Source organism: Polynucleobacter finlandensis (assembly GCF_018881755.1).
GTDB classification, from domain to species: Bacteria; Pseudomonadota; Gammaproteobacteria; order Burkholderiales; family Burkholderiaceae; genus Polynucleobacter; species Polynucleobacter finlandensis.
The window spans coordinates 1-18,265 of sequence record NZ_JACVPS010000023.1 but is presented as its reverse complement, the minus strand read 5'-3'; the positions used below and the strand labels follow the sequence as shown (position 1 = coordinate 18,265).

Annotated in this window: 19 protein-coding genes; 8 read left to right on the top strand and 11 right to left on the bottom strand. The window is 42.9% G+C overall.

The features are described from left to right. Nucleotides 1-684 precede the first annotated feature (684 nt). The 3 genes from ICN49_RS11385 (at nt 685) to ICN49_RS11375 (ending at nt 3,871) form a co-directional block, all read left to right on the top strand. Complete coding sequence (locus ICN49_RS11385) at nt 685-2,028, top strand: cytochrome ubiquinol oxidase subunit I (RefSeq protein ID WP_255535520.1); 1,344 nt, start codon at nt 685-687, stop codon at nt 2,026-2,028. Nucleotides 2,029-2,031: 3 nt separating this feature from the next. Further along, on the top strand, nt 2,032-3,048 hold the full coding sequence (locus ICN49_RS11380) for a cytochrome d ubiquinol oxidase subunit II (protein WP_216168188.1): 1,017 nt from the start codon (nt 2,032-2,034) through the stop codon (nt 3,046-3,048). A gap of 103 nt (nt 3,049-3,151) precedes the next feature. Continuing rightward, on the top strand, nt 3,152-3,871 hold the full coding sequence (locus tag ICN49_RS11375) for a Crp/Fnr family transcriptional regulator (RefSeq protein ID WP_255535519.1): 720 nt from the start codon (nt 3,152-3,154) through the stop codon (nt 3,869-3,871). 43 nt (nt 3,872-3,914) lie between these two features. Here the strand turns inward: ICN49_RS11375 and ICN49_RS11370 are convergent, their stop codons facing one another. From ICN49_RS11370 to ICN49_RS11355, 4 genes are read right to left on the bottom strand one after another with little or no spacing between them, the layout of a single operon-like run. Further along, a complete protein-coding gene (locus ICN49_RS11370) occupies nt 3,915-4,589 on the bottom strand; it encodes a class I SAM-dependent methyltransferase (protein WP_062306431.1) in 675 nt (224 codons plus the stop codon). Between the two features lie 38 nt (nt 4,590-4,627). After that, nucleotides 4,628-6,010 (bottom strand): TolC family protein, encoded by a 1,383-nt coding sequence (locus ICN49_RS11365; protein WP_062306427.1) that lies wholly within the window; start codon nt 6,008-6,010, stop codon nt 4,628-4,630. Between the two features lie 15 nt (nt 6,011-6,025). Further along, the gene (locus ICN49_RS11360; RefSeq protein WP_062306426.1) at nt 6,026-6,235 is read right to left on the bottom strand and encodes a YgaP family membrane protein; all 210 of its coding nucleotides are present in this window, start codon (nt 6,233-6,235) and stop codon (nt 6,026-6,028) included. A gap of 19 nt (nt 6,236-6,254) precedes the next feature. Next, nucleotides 6,255-9,473, bottom strand: coding sequence for an efflux RND transporter permease subunit (locus ICN49_RS11355; RefSeq protein WP_216168187.1), 3,219 nt, complete (start codon nt 9,471-9,473; stop codon nt 6,255-6,257). A 100-nt stretch (nt 9,474-9,573) separates the two neighbouring features. Here ICN49_RS11355 and ICN49_RS11350 point away from each other — a divergent pair, with 100 nt between their 5' ends. After that, nucleotides 9,574-9,882: an ArsR/SmtB family transcription factor gene (locus tag ICN49_RS11350; RefSeq protein ID WP_062306422.1), complete on the top strand. Its 309-nt coding sequence runs from the start codon at nt 9,574-9,576 to the stop codon at nt 9,880-9,882. A gap of 25 nt (nt 9,883-9,907) precedes the next feature. Here ICN49_RS11350 and trxC read toward each other — a convergent pair whose 3' ends face one another. Both trxC and ICN49_RS11340 read right to left on the bottom strand, forming a co-directional pair. Then, complete coding sequence (gene trxC, locus ICN49_RS11345) at nt 9,908-10,327, bottom strand: thioredoxin TrxC (RefSeq protein ID WP_062306420.1); 420 nt, start codon at nt 10,325-10,327, stop codon at nt 9,908-9,910. 23 nt (nt 10,328-10,350) lie between these two features. Further along, a complete protein-coding gene (locus tag ICN49_RS11340) occupies nt 10,351-10,662 on the bottom strand; it encodes a hypothetical protein (protein WP_216168186.1) in 312 nt (103 codons plus the stop codon). Between the two features lie 151 nt (nt 10,663-10,813). On the opposite strand from ICN49_RS11340, the gene ICN49_RS11335 reads away from it, so the two are divergent. The 4 genes from ICN49_RS11335 (at nt 10,814) to ICN49_RS11320 (ending at nt 13,186) form a co-directional block, all read left to right on the top strand. Continuing rightward, entirely contained in the window at nt 10,814-11,149 is a 336-nt protein-coding gene (locus ICN49_RS11335) for a hypothetical protein (RefSeq protein ID WP_062306415.1), read from the top strand. 63 nt (nt 11,150-11,212) lie between these two features. Then, nucleotides 11,213-11,593, top strand: a complete 381-nt coding sequence (locus tag ICN49_RS11330; RefSeq protein ID WP_062306413.1) for a rhodanese-like domain-containing protein — start codon at nt 11,213-11,215, stop codon at nt 11,591-11,593. A 113-nt stretch (nt 11,594-11,706) separates the two neighbouring features. Further along, the gene (locus ICN49_RS11325; protein ID WP_082783992.1) at nt 11,707-11,835 is read left to right on the top strand and encodes a DUF3149 domain-containing protein; all 129 of its coding nucleotides are present in this window, start codon (nt 11,707-11,709) and stop codon (nt 11,833-11,835) included. A 1,012-nt stretch (nt 11,836-12,847) separates the two neighbouring features. Continuing rightward, on the top strand, nt 12,848-13,186 hold the full coding sequence (locus ICN49_RS11320; RefSeq protein WP_216168185.1) for a hypothetical protein: 339 nt from the start codon (nt 12,848-12,850) through the stop codon (nt 13,184-13,186). Between the two features lie 118 nt (nt 13,187-13,304). Here the strand turns inward: ICN49_RS11320 and ICN49_RS11315 are convergent, their stop codons facing one another. From ICN49_RS11315 to ICN49_RS11295, 5 genes are all read right to left on the bottom strand, one after another. Continuing rightward, nucleotides 13,305-13,928: a tyrosine-type recombinase/integrase gene (locus tag ICN49_RS11315; RefSeq protein WP_216168184.1), complete on the bottom strand. Its 624-nt coding sequence runs from the start codon at nt 13,926-13,928 to the stop codon at nt 13,305-13,307. Nucleotides 13,929-14,114: 186 nt separating this feature from the next. Continuing rightward, the gene (locus tag ICN49_RS11310; RefSeq protein ID WP_216168183.1) at nt 14,115-14,591 is read right to left on the bottom strand and encodes a TlpA disulfide reductase family protein; all 477 of its coding nucleotides are present in this window, start codon (nt 14,589-14,591) and stop codon (nt 14,115-14,117) included. After that, entirely contained in the window at nt 14,588-15,850 is a 1,263-nt protein-coding gene (locus ICN49_RS11305) for an exo-alpha-sialidase (protein WP_216168182.1), read from the bottom strand. Before ICN49_RS11305 ends, ICN49_RS11310 begins: the two co-directional genes overlap by 4 nt. A gap of 1 nt (nt 15,851) precedes the next feature. Continuing rightward, nucleotides 15,852-18,050, bottom strand: coding sequence for a TonB-dependent receptor (locus ICN49_RS11300; RefSeq protein WP_216168181.1), 2,199 nt, complete (start codon nt 18,048-18,050; stop codon nt 15,852-15,854). Continuing rightward, the coding region (locus ICN49_RS11295) for a hypothetical protein (RefSeq protein WP_216168180.1) at nt 18,050-18,265 on the bottom strand (216 nt) is incomplete at its 5' end. The genes ICN49_RS11300 and ICN49_RS11295, both read right to left, overlap by 1 nt.

The window sequence follows — 18,265 nt, the reverse complement described above, 5'->3', positions numbered from 1 at the left end:
ACTAAAGCTCGCAAAGCAATCGCCGCTTCTTAATCTCAATATTGATGAATGAGATGGCCACCTTCGGGTGGTTTTTTGTTGTCTCTGCATGGGCTGCTTTGGGTCGTTAGCTGCCGTCCAGAAAAGTAAGCGTTACTTAAAGTAACGCTCACTCACCAAAAAGTACTTTGGAGCAACGAAGTGTTAGATGGTTGCTCTAAAAATCCTGTGGTTTTGAAAACCAATGAGTGAGAGGCCACTTCCTTTAAATCCATGAATTTGCTTACACATTTGCTTACACACCGACACTGACCACCCGCAGACCCCCTGTTTATATGGGTCTATCATGGGCTTCTGCTCTCATAACCAGAGAGCCTAAACAGGACCTAAACATCACAAAAAGCCAGCTTTTGAGACTAAAGGTGAGGTTTGGTCATTTGAGCGTTACTTTAAGTAACGCTGAGCATGCTAAAAAGTGTGTAGGCAAACTCCACACACTTTACACATTAATTTTCACGGCACTATAGGTCAGCCATCATCAACTCCCCGTAAATTAATCCATTTTGAGGTTTGACGCTCGCATTGTCTTAACGGTCGATTGAATGAGATGGGTATAAAGCCAAGCTCAGCAATTCATAGTGGTTAAGAGGATAATAAAAAAGTACATCAAAAATAAGGGGCAATAGGATGTTGGACACACTTATTATGAGCAGAATCCAGTTTGGTGCAAATATTTCCTTCCATATTTTGTTCCCGACTATTTCGATTGCCTTAGGCTGGTTCCTTTTCTACTTCAAGATTAAACACAACAGGACTGGGTTAGATTGCTGGAAAGAGGCATATCAGTTCTGGATCAAAGTCTTTGCCTTAACATTTGCTTTAGGTGTCGTGAGTGGTATCACGATGAGCTTTCAGTTTGGAACAAACTGGCCTGGGTACATGGAAACCGTTGGCAATATTGCCGGTCCATTATTGGCATATGAAGTCCTAACAGCCTTTTTCCTTGAGGCAACTTTCTTAGGCGTCATGCTATTTGGTGCAAAGCGTGTTTCGCAAAGAGTGCATACGTTAGCTACTTTTTTGGTGGCTTTTGGGACGAGCCTTTCAGCCTTTTGGATTATTGCTTTAAATTCATGGATGCAAACTCCGCAGGGTTTCACCATGATTGATGGCAGGGCGCATGCCGTTGATTGGATGGCAATCATCTTTAATCCATCGATGCCTTATCGCCTGGGGCACATGATGTTAGCTTCATTTTTAACAGTATCGTTTTTCTTAGCTGGTATTTCTGCTTACCGCTACCTTCGTAATAGCCGCTCGGAAGCAAATTTGATGGTGATGAAAATGGCACTTACTGCTGCCATGGTTTTAACGCCCATTCAAATTATGCTTGGAGATCTACATGGCCTAAATACGCTTCATCATCAACCTGCAAAGCTAGCTGCTATGGAGGGAATTTGGAATGGCGGCACTGGTGTGCCTGCAGTAATCTTTGGGATACCCAATAAACAAACTCTTACTAACGACTATGAGATCAGCATTCCTAAGTTGGCGTCTTTTTACTTAACCCATAGTTGGGATGGTGAGGTCAAGGGATTAAATGATTTCGGAGATAAGATTCCGCCTGTTGCCCCTGTATTTTTTGCTTTTAGAGTGATGGTTGGCGTTGGTATCTTAATGCTCTTATTTTCATGGTTGGGACGTTGGCAGATGCGTCAAAATCGGCCTCTACCAAAGTTGTTGGCCAAAGGTTTAGTGCTGATGACCTTTTCCGGCTGGGTTGCCGTGTTGGCTGGTTGGTATGTAACCGAAATTGGGCGACAACCTTATTTGGTCACTGGAGTGCTGACCACTGCACAAGCTGCAACCACTTTGCCAACAAGCATGGTCTTTTCTACTCTTTTTGCATACTTAACTCTATATGTGGGTTTGCTAGCTGCTTACATTTGGGTGGTCTTCTATCTGGCTCGCCAGGCTGACGATAAAGAAAGTCCCAAAACTCAAGTTGAAAAGCAATCTGAAACTTCGTGGAGTCTTTTTAGGACTTAAGTTATGACCTCAATTGACTATACCCAAGCATCTGTCTGGCTTCCGCTATTTTTCTTTGTCGCCATGGGATTTGCCATGCTGTCTTATGTAGTTCTGGACGGTTACGACTTAGGAATTGGAATGCTGCTCAATCGAGCATCAGACCATGACAAAGATATGATGATTGCATCGATTGGCCCTTTTTGGGATGCCAACGAAACCTGGATTGTTTTAGGTGTTGGCCTATTACTTGTCGCGTTTCCATTGGCTCATGGGCCGATACTAACTGAGCTCTACTTACCTGTAGCGGCGATGTTGATGGGGTTAATTCTTCGAGGCGTGTCATTTGACTTTAGGGTTAAGGTCAATATTGAACAAAAGCCGCTTTGGAATTTATTGTTTTACGTCGGCAGTTTAATCGCTTCGGTCTCTCAGGGCATCATGATCGGCCGCCTGATCGTGGGGTTTGATTCAGGAATTTTAGGCTGGGGTTTTTCACTGCTTGTTGGGATATGTTTACCAGCAGGTTACATACTGCTTGGGTCAACATGGCTGATCCTCAAAACTGAAGGAAGCCTTCAGCAACAATCATTCCGATGGGCTAAAACAAGTTTATGGCTCACTGGATTTGGGGTCACATTAGTCTCTGCTGCCACTCCATACTTCAGTCCTGAAATCATGCATAAATGGTTTTCTTGGCCACAAATTTTTTGGCTCTCCCCAATTCCCATTGCGACCGCTATTTTATTTTTTCTCGCCAATCATTTTATTTGTGCATTAGAAAAAGGCTCCAGCAAGAGGGAGTGGTTACCTTTTGCCTGTGTTGTCGCCATTTTTTGGCTGGCATTTTTTGGTATTGCTTATAGTATTTTTCCATATGTCATTATTGGAAAAATGACATTGTGGCAAGCGGCTGCAGCTACTGAATCCCTATGGTTTATTTTTTGGGGTGCAATCGTAGTTCTGCCTACCATTCTTGGTTATACCCTTTTTTCATACAGAATCTTTAAGGGTAAAGCTAGCGTACTCACTTATTATTAGTAACGTTTTACTCCATATATTAATCAGCATGTATATACGTATAAACGTATATACAAATGTACGCATAAAATAATGTCTATAGAGTTAACTTGAGAATATCGCGATGATGAAGCCTGTAGATATAAAGATTGCTTGGCAGGGTCAGAGCGACTGTGAGTCATGCTCTATCCGTAGCTCTGCTTTGTTCGCAGAGTTAAACGAGGAGGATTTCTCCAAAATTCATTCACCAATTGACGATTTAAAGTATGAAGCAAATTCTTTGATTTATTCCCAGGGTGAATCTGCACAGCATGTTTATACCTTGCGTCAAGGTTATTTAAAGTTACTCCATCTCAATCCTGATGGCACCAGCAGAATTGTGCGGCTTGTGAAGCCGGGAGATTTATTTGGGATGGAGGCACTATTGGGTGATCATTACAAGCACGCTGCTACTGCGCTTACTAATATTCGTGCGTGTAAGATTCCTAAAAATGTTATTTCAATTCTGGGGGAGGAGTCTCCAAGATTACATCGTCAAATAGTCAAAAAATGGGGCGAGGCGCTCTCGGAATCTGAGGCATGGTTTTCAGAGATTAATACTGGGCGCATTGAAATTCGCCTAGCCAGATTTTTTATTCAACTGGCAAGAGAGTCTGGCTCCCATACAATTGCACCTCTTTTTAGGCGTGAGGATATGGGTTTGATGATGGATGTCAAATTTGAAACAATTAGTAGAGCCTTAGCATCTATGTCAGAGCAGGGGTTGATTTCAGATGTTACAAGGCTTTCAGTCCAAATTCCCAATATGAATGCGCTCAAGGATTTTGCAAAACGAGGAATGTAATTCTCTGATAGTAATTAATAGCTAGAAAATAATTCACCGCTGATTATGAAAACATCGGCATCATAATTGCTGATAGGGCGAACTGCCATATCGATACTGGCTTCTTAATTGCCACCACCCCAATTAGCGCTGATTTTCCAGAATGCGCTTTTCCCTCGCTTAATTCTGCTTCATAGCTTTTTAAGACTTCAATTTTTGTATTCTTAAGCAAACTCTTTATAACTCGTTCTGTGTACAAATTTTCAATCTGACTTGGCCCACCGGTTTTATATTCCAATTGCTTGGGCGTGTAACCCTGCAGGATTAAGACGCCGCCCGGCTTTAATGCTAATAGCATATCTTTAAATAATCTTGAGCGTTCTTTGGGGTTTGAGAATTGAATGAATATCGCAATGATTGCATCGTAATCGCCCGCCTCCCAATTAATTGACTGACAATCAGATACAACGTAATTGACCTCTACATTTTTACTGCTCGCAAACTTTTTTGCTTTCTCAATTGCAATATCAGAAAAGTCAAACGCATCAACTTGGTGATTCTGCTGGGCTAGCCAAGTAGAGTTTCTGCCTTCGCCATCTGCAATACACAAAATTCGGGCATTTTCTTTGAGGTGCTTTGGGGCCATCTCTTGTAAAAATGTGTTTGCTTCAGTTCCGAATAGAAAGTCTTCGCTATTAAAGCGGTCATCCCACATTTTTTTAGCTTCTAAATTCTTCATCTGATTTCCTTCGTTCTTCTAAGTTTGCTTTTGTTGGATCAATTAAGGTATGCATTTACCATTGAAAGATCCTGCTCTGAGATTTCACCCGTAAGCGCAGCTAGGCGTAATCGATTAAGAAGATAGTTCACTTTTTCCATATAAAGCGCATAGTCATTGGCAATAAGGTCGCTTTCGGCTCCCAAAAGTTCCATCGTGGTGCGAGAACCATGCGCATACCCGACCCGAGTAGAGCTTAACCTTGCTTCGCCAGTCTTTTGGGCACTTGATAATGCCGTCAGCTTATCCTTTGCGCTATTGAGTGAATACCAAACTGATCTTAAGGTTCTCTCTAGATTCTGCTCAGACTTGTTGTACTCGGCTTTAATCTTTTCAACCAAGAGCAATGACTCTTCTTGCTTAGCCGTGCGGTAGCCGCCGGTATATAGAGGGATTGAAAGCTGTAATCCAACGAGATAATTATTGGTTGCTGTATTGTTAGCGGGGCCAAAATTGCCAGATCCACTTAAACTATCTTTAGAGGACTGTGCAACCGCATCCAACTTAGGTGAGGCTGCTGCACCGTACTTTTCAGCCTCTTCTTTCGCAGCTTTTTCTTGCGTTGAAAGCATTTGCAGTTGGATATTCTGGGACTTAAGCTTTCCTACATGAGTTTCGAGGTTTGGAAGTGATAGTTGCGCAACATTTAAGTTGATTTTTGATTTCTCAATATTAACTACGCCCCCGAATAAGTCCTGCAAGGCAAGTTTTTTGACTGCAAGATTATTACTTGCATCTAGAGCGCGTACTTTTACCGTGTCCAATCTCTCGTTTGCTTCTTGCATATCAGTTTGACTGGCATCGCCAAGCCTAAAGCGCTTCTCAATTTGTTGGCGCGTATTGGCAATTGCTGCTTCTTGTTTTTTGACCAATCTAACAGACTCTTCGGCACTAAGGACATCGAAATAGCGTTCGGCAACCAACAAGATCAGATTTTGGTTCGCTACTTGAGCACCAAGATTGGAGGCATCGGCTGAGAGATTGAGCTGTCGGCTTTGGGCGAGGCGCTCGCGGTTATAAATTGATTGGGTAGCGCCGACGGTATATCGGTTAACGAAACCATTATTGACTGAGGTATTGAAATTAGCCCCATTAAAGGTGCCCATACCTGGTGCATAGAATTGCGCGCCAGTGGTTGAGGTGTTGTAGCTCATGCTGCCGGTGAGGGCGGTTAAGTTAACGCTTGGAAGCCATAAGGAAGTTCCCTGATCGCGTCTCTTCTCTCCAGCCATCTGCTCATAGCGACTGGCAATGAATTCTGGGTCTCTATTTTGGGCTTCACGCCATACCTCCATTAAGCTTGTTGCCATAGCCGAATTGGATGAAATGGTTAGCAATGCCATCGCAGCCGCTGCAAAAGGTTTTATATCGAGGAGTTTCATTGGTAACCTTTGAATTTATGCGCCAGCTTTAGCGCCCAACTTGCGAACAATTGTTTCCATGAGGCACCAGCGAGTTAAACCACTTTGCAAAATGTTGACGCCAACAAAAGCGGTAAAGGCTAAGAACCATTCATTTGCAAACCATGGACTTCCGGGAGCGCCAAGCGCTACTGAGATGAAAATAAATGTGCCTGCAATGATGCGAACAATTTGCCAAGATGTCATGATGAATTCCTTAAATGAATTAATGGGTTGATTGGAGAATTTTGTCTACTCGATGTGCATAAGCTGAGTAATAGAGCAGGGGAATCACTACCAAAGTGAGCGCTGTTGATACCAGAATTCCAAAAATTAATGAGATTGCAAGGCCATTGAAAATCGGATCATCCAATATAAAGAATGCCCCCAGCATTGCTGCTAACCCTGTAAGTGCAATAGGTTGGGCTCGCGTGATGGCGGCATCCACCACGGCATCCTTAAATGCAATGCCTTGGCGAACCTGAAGGTTAATAAAATCAACCAGCAGTATTGAGTTACGCACAATGATGCCAGCCAGTGCAATCATGCCAATCATGGAGGTTGCTGTAAATTGCGCGCCGAGCAGAGCATGCCCAGGCATCACCCCAACAATCGTGAGGGGAATCGGCGCCATGATGACGAGTGGCGTGAGATAGGAGCCAAAGTGCGCTACAACTAGTAGATATATGAGTATTAAGCCAACCGCATAAGCAGCGCCCATATCACGGAAGGTCTCATAAGTAACTTGCCACTCACCATCCCATTTGATGGCATAGCTTTGGTAGGGATCACTTGGGGCGGCAGTAAAGAATTCTTCCACTTCTTTGCCGTTTGGATCTTTAATTTCTTTGGTCAGCGATCTGGCCTTAAATAAGCCATACAAAGGGCTATCCACTTTTCCGGCGGTATCTCCAATAACATAGCTTACCGGCAGAAGATCCTTGCGATAGATGGTTTGCTCTCTGTCCGCGTCTACGATAGAAACTAATTGACTAAGAGGCACTGCCTCCCGTTGTGAGTTTCTGACAGTCAATTTCAGCAACTCTTTTAATGAGTCCTGTTTATTTTCTGGGAGTCTGATTTCTGTAGGCGCAGAGTATTTGGATTCGTCATGAACGTAAGCAACATTTTCTCCAGCAAGACCAGCCCTTAAGGTTGTCACAATCGCTTGTTGAGAAACGCCCATTAAGCTTGCCTTCCGACGATCAACTAGCAAGAACTGCTTTGGCGATTTTGCGATGCTACTGTCATCAATATCGACAATGCCATCGGTTTTCTCAAGAGCGGATCTCACTGATTTACTTACACTCAGTCTGCCCTCTGGGGTAGGGCCGTAGATCTCAGCAACGATAGGAGAAAGCACTGGAGGTCCTGGAGGTACTTCTACCACCTTGACATTGGCGTTATATTTTTTTGCTATCTCTTGCAATGCAGGACGAATGCGGCTTGCAATGAGGTGGCTTTGATCTGACCGATGGTGCTTATCTACGAGGTTAACTTGAATATCGCCCAATGCTGGGCTTTGCCTAAAGTAGTACTGGCGTACCAAGCCATTAAAGTTTATCGGGGCGGAAGTGCCTGCATAAATCTGGTAGCTGCTTACTTCAGGAGATTTAGATAGGGCTACTCCCATTTCTCTCAAAACCTCTGAGGTCTTTTCGACCCTAGTACTTGGCGGCATATCCAAGATCACTTGAAATTCTGATTTGTTATCAAATGGCAACATCTTTAATACCACCAAGCCTGTCATTGGTAGTGAGAGTGAAATCAAGATTGCTCCGATCACCCCGCCTGCGAGAAGTTTCCTATTTCTTTTTCCAGATTGATCACTCAGTAGGGGATCAAATATTTTCTTAAACTTTGGGCTGATCCACTGAGCGAGATTAAAGTGTGCCTTTTGACTATCTGAGTGTTGAGCAAGCCAAATTCTTGCCATCCAAGGTGTAACCATGAAGGCAATTGCAAGTGATAGCAGCATGCCCATACTCGAGTTAATAGGAATGGGGCTCATGTATGGACCCATCAGACCGCTAATAAAGGCCATAGGTAGTAGTGCAGCAATCACGGTAAGTGTTGCCAAAATGGTGGGCCCGCCAACTTCGTCCACTGCGCCAGGAATAATTTCTTTTAAGCGTTTATTGGGGAATAGCAGTTGATGTCGATGAATGTTTTCAACCACCACAATGGCATCATCCACCAAAATTCCAATTGAAAATATCAAGGCAAATAGGGAGACTCTGTTGATGGTAAATCCCCAAGCCCAGGAGGCGAATAATGTTGCGGCTAAGGTAAGTACAACCGCCGATCCAACAATCATCGCCTCTCTACGACCTAATGCAAAGAAAATCAAAGCCACTACTGACAATGTTGCAAAAATGAGTTTCTGGATGAGTTTGCTAGCTTTTTCATTAGCAGTTTCACCATAATTACGCGAGACTGCTATCTCAATATCTTTGGGTATTAGGGTGGACCTTAGGGATTGCAATTGGCTGAGTACTTGATTGGAAACATCGACGGCATTCTCACCAGGTTTTTTGGTGACTGAAATCGTGACCGCTGGATGATCTGCAGAGCCTTTATCAGCAACGTCCGCATGCCAAACTAAGCGTCGATTTTGCATTGGCCCCTCAATGACTGTAGCCACATCCTTGACGTAAACGGGGTTGCCTTGGCGAACTCCTAAGGCAATGCTCTCCACATCTATTAAGTTTCTTAGAAAAGGGCCAGTTTCAATGGCAACGGTCCCTTGTTCTGTAAGAAGATCGCCAACTGGCATGCCTAGATTGGCAGTTTCTAGCGCCATTCTGAGTTCTGGAATGGTGACACCCTTGAGTGCCATTTTCTCAGGGCTGACCTCAATTCGGATTGCCCGTTTTGGGCCGCCAATTGTGGTGACTTCTCGCGTCCCTTTCACTCGTTTTAAATCAATTTCAATTTCATTGGCTATTTTTTCCAACTCATACGATGTGATTGAAGGATTTTTTGAAAATAGCGTCAGTGAGAGTATTGGAACGTCATCAATTCCCTTGGGCTTAATGATGGCGGGCATGACCCCGAGACCTTTTGGCAACCAATCTGAGTTGGCTGCTACGGTATCGTGCAGCCTTACCAGAGCTTCTGTTCTTGGGACGCCAACCTTGAATTGAACGGTGATCACTGAAAGACCTGTTTGAGACATCGACATAACATGTTCGATGCCGGCAATCTGCGATAGCACTTGCTCAGCTGGAATCGAGATCATCTCCTCTACGTTTTTAGCGCTTGCACCGGGAAAGGGGATGATGACATTAGCCATCGTGACATTAATTTGAGGCTCTTCTTCACGCGGAGTCACGATAATGGCAAATAGACCTAAAAGCAAAGCAAGGATCGCTAGCAAGGGTGTAATTTGTGCCCCTTGAAAGAATGCTGCAATTCGGCCTGAAATCCCTAGTTTGTTATCCATGACTCTGCACTCTGTTCTTTAATTTATTTAATTATATTATATAATAAAGTAAAATGAATGATGTGTGTGAGTTTGTTCTACAAAAATTTTGGGGCCTGATATGGGTGTGAATATGGATCTGGAAAGAATGCAGGAATCTGCAAATGAGGCTTGTAGACTACTTAAAACGCTAGGAAATAGCGATAGATTGCTATTGTTGTGTCAGATAAGTCTGGGTGAAAAGTGTGTTGGAGATCTTGAGAGTGCCTTAGGAATACATCAACCCACACTTTCTCAGCAATTAACTATATTGCGCAATGAGGGTTTGGTTCGAACTAGGAGAGAAGGCAAGCAGATTTATTACTCGCTATCTAGTGAGGTTGCACTTGATGTAATGGGTATTCTTTACAAGAGTTACTGCAATCAGTAGTAAGTGATTGGTTTAATGTGATTTTTTACAGCAGTCGCAAAATAAACTGATCTAACTGTTGGGGAGAAAGCGCTCCACTCAGCCTCTCTATTTCAGTGCCATTTTTAAAGCCTGCTAGCGTAGGAATGGATCTAATTAAAAATTCCTGGCCAATAGCTGGATTTGCTTCGGTATCTAGTTTGATATGAAGAATACTTTCACCATGCTTTTTAGCGCTAGATAGAAAGGTGGGGGCAAACATTTTGCAGGGACCGCACCAAGGAGCCCAAAAATCAACAAGGACAGGCATCTTGCTTTGGCTCAAGATTTCCTTAATGCTCGCTTGGTCGGCGTCGATAGGCCCTAAGAGTAGGCTCGATTTACAAATCCCGCAAATGGGCTTTTGATTAATTCTATCTAGTGGTAAGCGATTAAATTTATGACAGCTAGGGCACTTGATCAGCATGATTTCACCTTTTAATTATTGAATCACCCAATAGATTGATGTACTTGCAGTAGTTTATAAATTGATTCGTGAATTGGTCCAGGTAGGGGCTCCATACCAGCGTCTCCGACCTGCATGCAGATTTGTCCTCTTAAGACAATCAGACCTTTCAATGTTTCGCGTTTATGAAAATGATCGTGCGTGCGATCAATATCGGCCGTTAAGAACTCATGCAAGTACGCATGATTGGATAAATCCAAATTCAAGGCAAAGGCAAGTCTGACAATTTCACGATTAAGCTCATGAATTGTTTTCTCATAATTATTTTCTTGTACTGGTCCTGAAATTGTATTCATATTTTTTTATTGTAGCGGGCAGGGAATGAATTTATAGGGTATTTGATCAAATTCTCCTCTTAGTGGGGTTGGCGCTCTTAATGGGTGGCGGTGAAATATGTTTGATTTAAAACAAAGTGGCGTGAATGAATTGAGCTTAGAGTAAGAGCCTATGAATACTCTCTTAAATATTCTTCCTGGCTTTGTAACATGCCCTCCTGGGGTTGAGCGAAAGATTCTTCATGGCGTGCCTGCAATATTGGGCATCGGAAGTTTAATCATTCTCCTTCCATCTATTGTGACCAGGGCCCTAGTTGCATATGACTATATTCAGGTTACAGGATCGACTATCAAGTTAATTGATATTTTGGTGATTGGTACCCTAGTGGTGTATTGGCTCACAATCCTTACTATAGCCATTGGGGCATTTTTGGTGAAGGTGATGAAGGGACCAGCATATGTTGCTGATGCTTATCCAATGGAAGATGTTGAACTTCCTCAGGTCTAACCTTCTTGCTTATCATTATATATTATCATATAATGATAATTACACCATTTAATAAGGATTGAGATGAAGACGGCACATGATTTGGTTGCAGCAGCAAAGTCTGAAATAAAGGAAGTTGAATTAGCTGATGCAACGCAGGCTATTCAGGATGCAGATGTATTGCTAGACGTCCGTGAGACAGATGAGTATGCAAGTGGCCATATCCCAGGTGCAATCCATATATCTAGAGGGCTACTGGAGTTTAAGTTAAGCAATGATCCGAGTTTTAGCGCTCGAGACATGAAAATTGTGTTGTACTGCAAGAATAGCGGTAGGGCAGCACTTGCATCTAAGGCCCTTCATGAAATGGGCTATCTTCATGTGCAGTCTATATCAGGTGGATTCGATGCTTGGGCAGCAGCAGGCGAACCTATTGCAAAGCCAGAAGCCATTAAATTCGAGTAATACCATCATAAAATATTTATCACTCTCATGTTGATATAGGCAATTTTTTTGATATCAGTCAAATTGATCTTTATTTGAAAGTTCTATAGTCATAAAGTAGGAGGTAGGTCAAAATGAAAATGTGGATAGAACTATTTGGATCTTTTGCTGGTCAGTTAAGTTTGGCTGTAATTTTATTTATGATTGGGATGGCTATTTTCTTTATCAGACTATTTGTTAAAAAAAGTGCTGAGGGCGGATAGATTATTTACCAACATCGGTCTGGGTTTTTGCCAGACTTCAAAGAAGCATTACTTTAAGTAACGCCTGGCGCATTCTTTAAAAGTGCTCTGGAGTAGCGAGGTATTGAGATCATTGCTCCAAAGCACTTTTTTTGAAATCCAATGGGTGAACTTGAGTTTCTTCTCCTCTTATCAAATTAGTCACACAAATACACGCACCGATATTTTGGAGGCGTAACCACACAAAATCCCAGTGTTTTTCTTTGGATTTCTGCTCTCATAACCCTTTGGTCCCAGGTTCAAGTCATGACGGGCCACTAAGAAGCGCTTAAACCATCTTCGGCTGATTTTATTATCTGCGACCGTCTCTTATGGGTCGAATTCTGCCTGCCGATTTGAAGCATCTGAATGACTGTTAAGAAATTAAAAACAGTCATTTCAACTTGTGAGACAAGATTCTTTAGCTCTGCATTTGAATATCGCATCCGTCACGCCAGGGAAGGCGGCGATAAATTTTTTCTAAAATGCCAATCAATCTCTTCATTAGTAATAAGTCCATCGGCCGCATGAATTTTGGGTCCAAAATTTCTTACTGAGATTTTTTAGGTTAATACCAAGGCAATTGACACCCCCAATCCAGTTATATGCGAATTCAAATATATTTCTTGTAGGGGTTCACTTTTTCAGAAAGTTATTTCAATTTGTTAGAAGTGTTCAACTATTAGTTTTATAGACACACATTACGCACGCCTGCTTCGCAGTCTTGATAATCACCCGTGAAACGCCAAGCTCAACATCTAAAAGCTTTTCCTGTCGTAATACGGCGTAATGCATCCGATAAAGTTTTCCTCAATTTCGTAATACATTTGTAATACGACTATTTATTCTCCAATTAAATCAATGGCCTAGTGTGTATTACTTCGTATTACGCAAAAGCTGAAAAATGTAAGTTTTATCTCTTAAATCGCACATGTTGCGCAGCCTTACATATCGATTGGTAGGAAACACATTTATCAACTTTAAGGAGCAAGTAATGGCGAAAACAAATATGAGTATTCGAATGGACGACTGGATTACCAAAGAATTAAGCGAGCTATCTAAAGTGCGAGGAATTGCTCCTAGCGCCTTAATTCGTGAATTTGTTATTTCAGGACTGGATAAGCAAGATTCTATGGTCGAGCATTTTGATAGCGAATCTGCGAGGGTGGATAAGCAACTTAAGCTCATTACTGATACCGTTCTTGGTAGCCTGTATTACATGGTTGCCTACAGAAATCTAGATGCTGAATCAAATCCTTCCTCGGATAAAACTAAAGAAATTATTGATCTAGGAATGAAGATTTCTCAGGAGCTCTTAGAAATCCGAGCTTAACTGTGTTCATAAACTTAGATCATAGTAATCACAAACAAATCTAAGTGGCCCCAAATTTTAATTTTCAATATTTTGAAAAGTGGGCTGTGATGGTCAACCCAACACAGCCCACTAAAAATTAAACCTCAGTCTGTTCGGCCATCTCCAAAGCATCATCTACCTCAATACCAAGATACCGTACTGTGCTTTCCAACTTTGTATGACCCAGTAGCAGCTGAATGGCCCGAAGATTTTTGGTTCTGCGATAAATCAAAGAAACCTTGGTGCGCCGCATCGTATGAGTTCCATAGTTGGCCGATTCCAAACCAATTGAACTAACCCAACTATGCACAATCCTAGCGTACTGCCTAGTCGATAAATGAGGAGATTCTTTAATTCGACTGGGGAATAGATAGTCTTCCAAGTGCAAACGATCCGCCTCAATCCATTGCTCAACTGCAGTCCTTGTTAATTCAGTAATTTCAAACTGAACTGGTCGATGGGTCTTTTGTTGCAATATATTGGCTCTAGATGAGACATGATCTCCGGTCGCGATATCTCGAACTTTTAACTTGACTAGGTCACAAGCTCTTAACTTGCTATCGATAGCCAAATTAAATAAAGCCAAATCTCGCTTGCTGCCATTGAGTTGAAGTCGGACCCGAATGGCCCAAATATCTTTTAACTTAAGTGGTGCTTTCTGCCCTGTCAGTTTGCCTTTGTTCCAGGGTTCTTTATGCGTAGTTGCAATAAGCTGTTCCATGACATTCTCCTTGTGTGAAAGGGAATATCACTTTGCGCTGAATTGAAAGCGCCAGCAAGGACCGTAAAAATTCCGAAAGGAGTCAGTCGATTTAGTTAACGACCGCAGGCAGAATTCGACCCAAAGCAGACGATCATAGGCAACAAAACTAACGGAGTTGACGTAAATTTAAAAACTTTTATAGGGTTAACTATTCCTCTTAAACCACGATTTTACCGACTGAAAATTTACAGATCCAACCGTGATTTCTTTCTTGCCAACTTTATCTATAAAAATAGTAATTGGCGTCTCCCCCCTCCATTTAGGGTCGATCTCATAGCGCAAACGCTCATCAAGGCTACTGGTTATGTAGTAATTATTTGCATTGCCTAAATTAGCCTGCCTCAACATCTTGCGAATCATCTCAGGCGAAACATCATCTACCTGAATAAAAACAACCTTAGCATCTTTATCAGACAACAAAAATTTACTCCATTGTGGCATCTCTTTGACACAAGGGGCACAAGTAACGCCCCAGAAATGAACAGCCATTGGTTTACCATTAGCTAAATTCAATATAGAGCTCCAGTCACCTTTTTGATAAGGCTTGAGCGAAATCTCATCTGCATTCACAAAAGTAGATAGGAATAAAAAAGTAGCAAATACAGTCAGAATCTTTTTCACTCAATCTGTCCAATCTTAGTTAGCTGATAACCGTCAGCCCTAGTAAGCCAAGATAAAAATACTTGGTTACCCTGGGAAATCAAAAGGGGATGATCAGAATAATCAGCAGTTTTAGAAAGTATCGCTTCTTTTGACCAAGTTTTTCCATCATCACCTGATTGTTTCATCACCACTACTGTATCGTGACCATCAAACTCTTTCCACACAAGCCATACATTTTTTCCCAATGCCAAAAGATATGGTCTGGAGGTGCTTGCATCTACCTTTCCCAAGCGCATAGGCTCAGAATAGGATGCGCCTTCATTATGGGAATTTGCATAAAACACGCCGGCTCTATTAGCACCCTGAGTAAACCATGCCGCGTGAATAGTTCCTTGGCTGGAAACTCCTATGGCAGGGCCATGATGTGGGCAAGCATCTGTTTTCCATCCATCATTAGCAATACGCCTAATCTTGTCAGAACCATTGCTTGAAATAATTTGGGAAGCATGATCACGAATACCACCTGGAAAAATTGCTCTGTAAATCATAACTGGCTGACCTTTGGGGTCTAGGCTTGCGCCTACCCTGCAGCACTCACAGCTATCCTCATTAGCGATACGCTCAACCTGAAATGTCTTGCCACCATCCCCTGAAAATGAGTATGCAATTGAGCCACCTAGCTTGGGTACCCCACCCTGTTTTGCCGAAGCAATTAATCGTTTATCAATCCAAGCAATAAAAATACTGCCATCTGGGCGCATTAAGACAGAAGGAAATCGTTCACTAGAGCCATTTGTAACAAGCGATTCAGGAGCTGAAAAAGTTTTACCGCCATCCCCAGATAGAACTTTATTAATTTGGGCATTCCAGTTTTTGTCTTTAAAAAAGGCATAAGCGAGAAATACATTACCCTTTGAATCGGCAACGATTTGAGGACGCGCATCACCGCCAGTATCTAAAGACTTACCATGCTCTGCCACGACGACTGGAGCAGTAAATGTTTTACCCAAGTCCGTTGAGTGAGAAATGGACACTTTGCCACCAGATGTCCAAGCCAGCAACAACTTGCCATCAGCCATCAGAAATGGAGTGGCTGCATTTGCACAATCCAAGCCACTACCTTCGCATGCCGGCGGTTTACTGGGCACACTCATCTCGGAGTGGGATGAGTGATCCACTTGAGCCCAGATCGGTCCAAACGCACCCAAGCAAAAGGCACCAAAAATGAATGCTCTGACTTTCAAAAGGTTTAAATGGGATCGCTTGAAATTGCTCATATTAGAAGACTACACGAGCTCCAACGGTAATGGTCTGTGGCTGACCAATGATATAACTAGACTGTGAGGTAGCCGCACTATAAGTAATGTAGTTACGATTTAGGAGATTGACGGCACTTAAAAATAAAGTAGTGACTGGGGTCATTTCATAATTGGCACGCAAGCCCACTGTTGCATAGGCTGGTACAGGCAATGCATGCTGCGTATCCATCCATGAATTACCTACATAGCGAACAGAAGCAGTTAATGAAGTCTTGGTTATAGGTCTATAAGTAACGCCGGCAGTACCCATATTTTGAGGAACACCTCCGATTTGTGAGCCAAGAGGATTTGCTGTAGTGCTCACACCTGTCCCAGTCCAAGTTAGAACGGTATTGGTATGGGTATAAGTTGCATCAGTAGCCCACTTTTCAGTGAGATCGTAATGGCCTTGAAGCTCTAAGCCACGACTTTGTAAGGATTGGTTATTCCCATAGATCGTTCCACCAGTGCAGGTAGTTCCACAATATTGTTGAATCTGAGCTACAGATCCTGCAGTAGCAGCGTAAATGGCGTTCGTTACATTGGCATTAAACCCAGTAATCTGAACAAAGCCTGCACTCCACCGTAAATCGGCCCCAATCTCATAGCCTGTCATATTTTCTGGCGTGAGATTTGGGTTTGATGCACTAAACGAGGTTCCAGATCCGTAACTACGGATTTGATTATTCAAACCTGGCGCATGAAAACCTTGATATGCGGCTGCACGAAAATCCAATTCTTTTGTTGCGTTATAAAGCACACCTAAATTTGGGCTAAATTTATAAACTGTTTGATTGGGTGCGTTGGTATAAGTTGGGTTAACGCCATTTGCACCAGCGACATAGTAAGTAGGAACTTGGCTATTCCACTGATCAAGCCTAGCTGACAAAGTTGCCTGCAAGGGGATTGCTTCCATCTTAGATTTTGCTTGCGCCATTAAGCCGTAGAACTTTTGAGTGCCCTGAGAATAGGCAGTGCCAGTGTTTCCGCCCGAAGCATTCAATTGGTTTGTGAAATTGGAAGCAGAAACTTGGCGTGCATCAATGCTGGCGATGAGCTGATCAACCCCCAAGGTTTTCACATTGTTTGTGTATTGACCAGAAGCGCCCAAGGTGTAATAAGGGTCGTTGTAGTTAGAGCTGATATATGGAGCACCACTCACAACCCCGACAGCACCAGTGGTAGGGGTGTAATTTTGTGTAACATTTTGTTGCCACAAGCTTGTTTTTTCGTAAAACGCATTGGCTTGCACTTTATCCTCGGCGCTTAAACGAGTGGTCACGCCGGCCGAAAACGTAGTCTCTTCGGTAGACTTGGGTGCAAAGGCATAACCACCTGTGGTCAAGTTTTGCATCGTATGGTAGCCAACATTAAAAAATCCATTTGTATCAGCACTTATCTTTACATCACCCTGCAAGCGATAATTTGCACTCTTTGCACTCTCAGTGCCCATACCGGGAACAAGTGGTGCCGCTTGCCATGAGCCATTTAAAAGCTTGCGATTGGGATATGTAGTCGCAGGAGAGATTGTTGCCTGCTGAACGTAGCCATCGGTATTGAAGTAGTCTGCCGATACCCTAAGTTTGAGCACCTCATTGACTGCAATTTCTTTAGAGGCCGCAACGTTGCCAGTATTAAAGGTGCCATAACTGGCTGAAATTTCTCCTTTGTTATCGCTGATTGGTTTTGTCGTGATATTGACTACACCACCCATTCCCATATTCCCATAGAGATTGGATACGCCACCGCGAATCAATTCCACATCCTGAATCGCTGATAGTGGCACTAAGTTCCACTGCACCGTTCCATACATTGCGTCATTGGCCGGCACTCCATCTATTAATACAAGAGTTCTTTGATTGCCCAACCCACGCACGTTTAGGCTTTGACCAGTGGGATCTTTTTCATAATACGGCTGATCATTCAAAAATACGCTGGATTGGTTCTTTAAAACTTGATCAATGGTTTGAGCGGGTGCATCATCCAAATCCTCACTCGTAATGACAGAAGTATTCTGAGTCATATCCTTCAATTCAGTTCCCGAACGACTAGCACTGACCACAACATCACCAATTTTTTGGCCATAATCAGAAGGAGTGGCACTTTGCGCGCCGGCTTGAGATGCAAGCAGGATAAGGCTGGTAGAGCAAACTAGTCTGAGTTTAAAAGGGGTGTTCATTATTTCACCCCTTTGGCTGCGGCTGCAACTTCAATGGGAATCAAAACCATTGGTTCCGAATTGGCATTGAGATGCACCATCAAAAAACTCATATAGATAATGGCTGCGGCAAGACCTAAGGCAATGCCCATATATGCGCACATAAGCCTGCGCGTGACAGGTATAAAACTAAACATGATTTCTCCAGCAAGATTGCGGCAACGTGGTTGCCAATT

Excerpts from the sequence above, each read along its gene's own strand:
- ICN49_RS11335 (WP_062306415.1), top strand. The coding sequence starts at position 10,814 with ATGAATACTCTCTTAAATATTCTTCCTGGCTTTGTAACATGCCCTCCT.
- ICN49_RS11355 (WP_216168187.1), bottom strand. The coding sequence starts at position 9,473 with ATGGATAACAAACTAGGGATTTCAGGCCGAATTGCAGCATTCTTTCAA.
- ICN49_RS11385 (WP_255535520.1), top strand. The coding sequence starts at position 685 with ATGAGCAGAATCCAGTTTGGTGCAAATATTTCCTTCCATATTTTGTTC.
- ICN49_RS11315 (WP_216168184.1), bottom strand. The coding sequence starts at position 13,928 with ATGGAACAGCTTATTGCAACTACGCATAAAGAACCCTGGAACAAAGGC.
- ICN49_RS11330 (WP_062306413.1), top strand. The coding sequence starts at position 11,213 with ATGAAGACGGCACATGATTTGGTTGCAGCAGCAAAGTCTGAAATAAAG.
- ICN49_RS11375 (WP_255535519.1), top strand. The coding sequence starts at position 3,152 with ATGATGAAGCCTGTAGATATAAAGATTGCTTGGCAGGGTCAGAGCGAC.
- ICN49_RS11340 (WP_216168186.1), bottom strand. The coding sequence starts at position 10,662 with ATGAATACAATTTCAGGACCAGTACAAGAAAATAATTATGAGAAAACA.
- ICN49_RS11380 (WP_216168188.1), top strand. The coding sequence starts at position 2,032 with ATGACCTCAATTGACTATACCCAAGCATCTGTCTGGCTTCCGCTATTT.
- ICN49_RS11370 (WP_062306431.1), bottom strand. The coding sequence starts at position 4,589 with ATGAAGAATTTAGAAGCTAAAAAAATGTGGGATGACCGCTTTAATAGC.
- ICN49_RS11365 (WP_062306427.1), bottom strand. The coding sequence starts at position 6,010 with ATGAAACTCCTCGATATAAAACCTTTTGCAGCGGCTGCGATGGCATTG.
- ICN49_RS11305 (WP_216168182.1), bottom strand. The coding sequence starts at position 15,850 with ATGAGCAATTTCAAGCGATCCCATTTAAACCTTTTGAAAGTCAGAGCA.
- ICN49_RS11325 (WP_082783992.1), top strand. The coding sequence starts at position 11,707 with ATGAAAATGTGGATAGAACTATTTGGATCTTTTGCTGGTCAGTTAAGT.
- ICN49_RS11300 (WP_216168181.1), bottom strand. The coding sequence starts at position 18,050 with ATGAACACCCCTTTTAAACTCAGACTAGTTTGCTCTACCAGCCTTATC.
- ICN49_RS11360 (WP_062306426.1), bottom strand. The coding sequence starts at position 6,235 with ATGACATCTTGGCAAATTGTTCGCATCATTGCAGGCACATTTATTTTC.
- ICN49_RS11320 (WP_216168185.1), top strand. The coding sequence starts at position 12,848 with ATGGCGAAAACAAATATGAGTATTCGAATGGACGACTGGATTACCAAA.
- ICN49_RS11350 (WP_062306422.1), top strand. The coding sequence starts at position 9,574 with ATGGGTGTGAATATGGATCTGGAAAGAATGCAGGAATCTGCAAATGAG.
- trxC (WP_062306420.1), bottom strand. The coding sequence starts at position 10,327 with ATGCTGATCAAGTGCCCTAGCTGTCATAAATTTAATCGCTTACCACTA.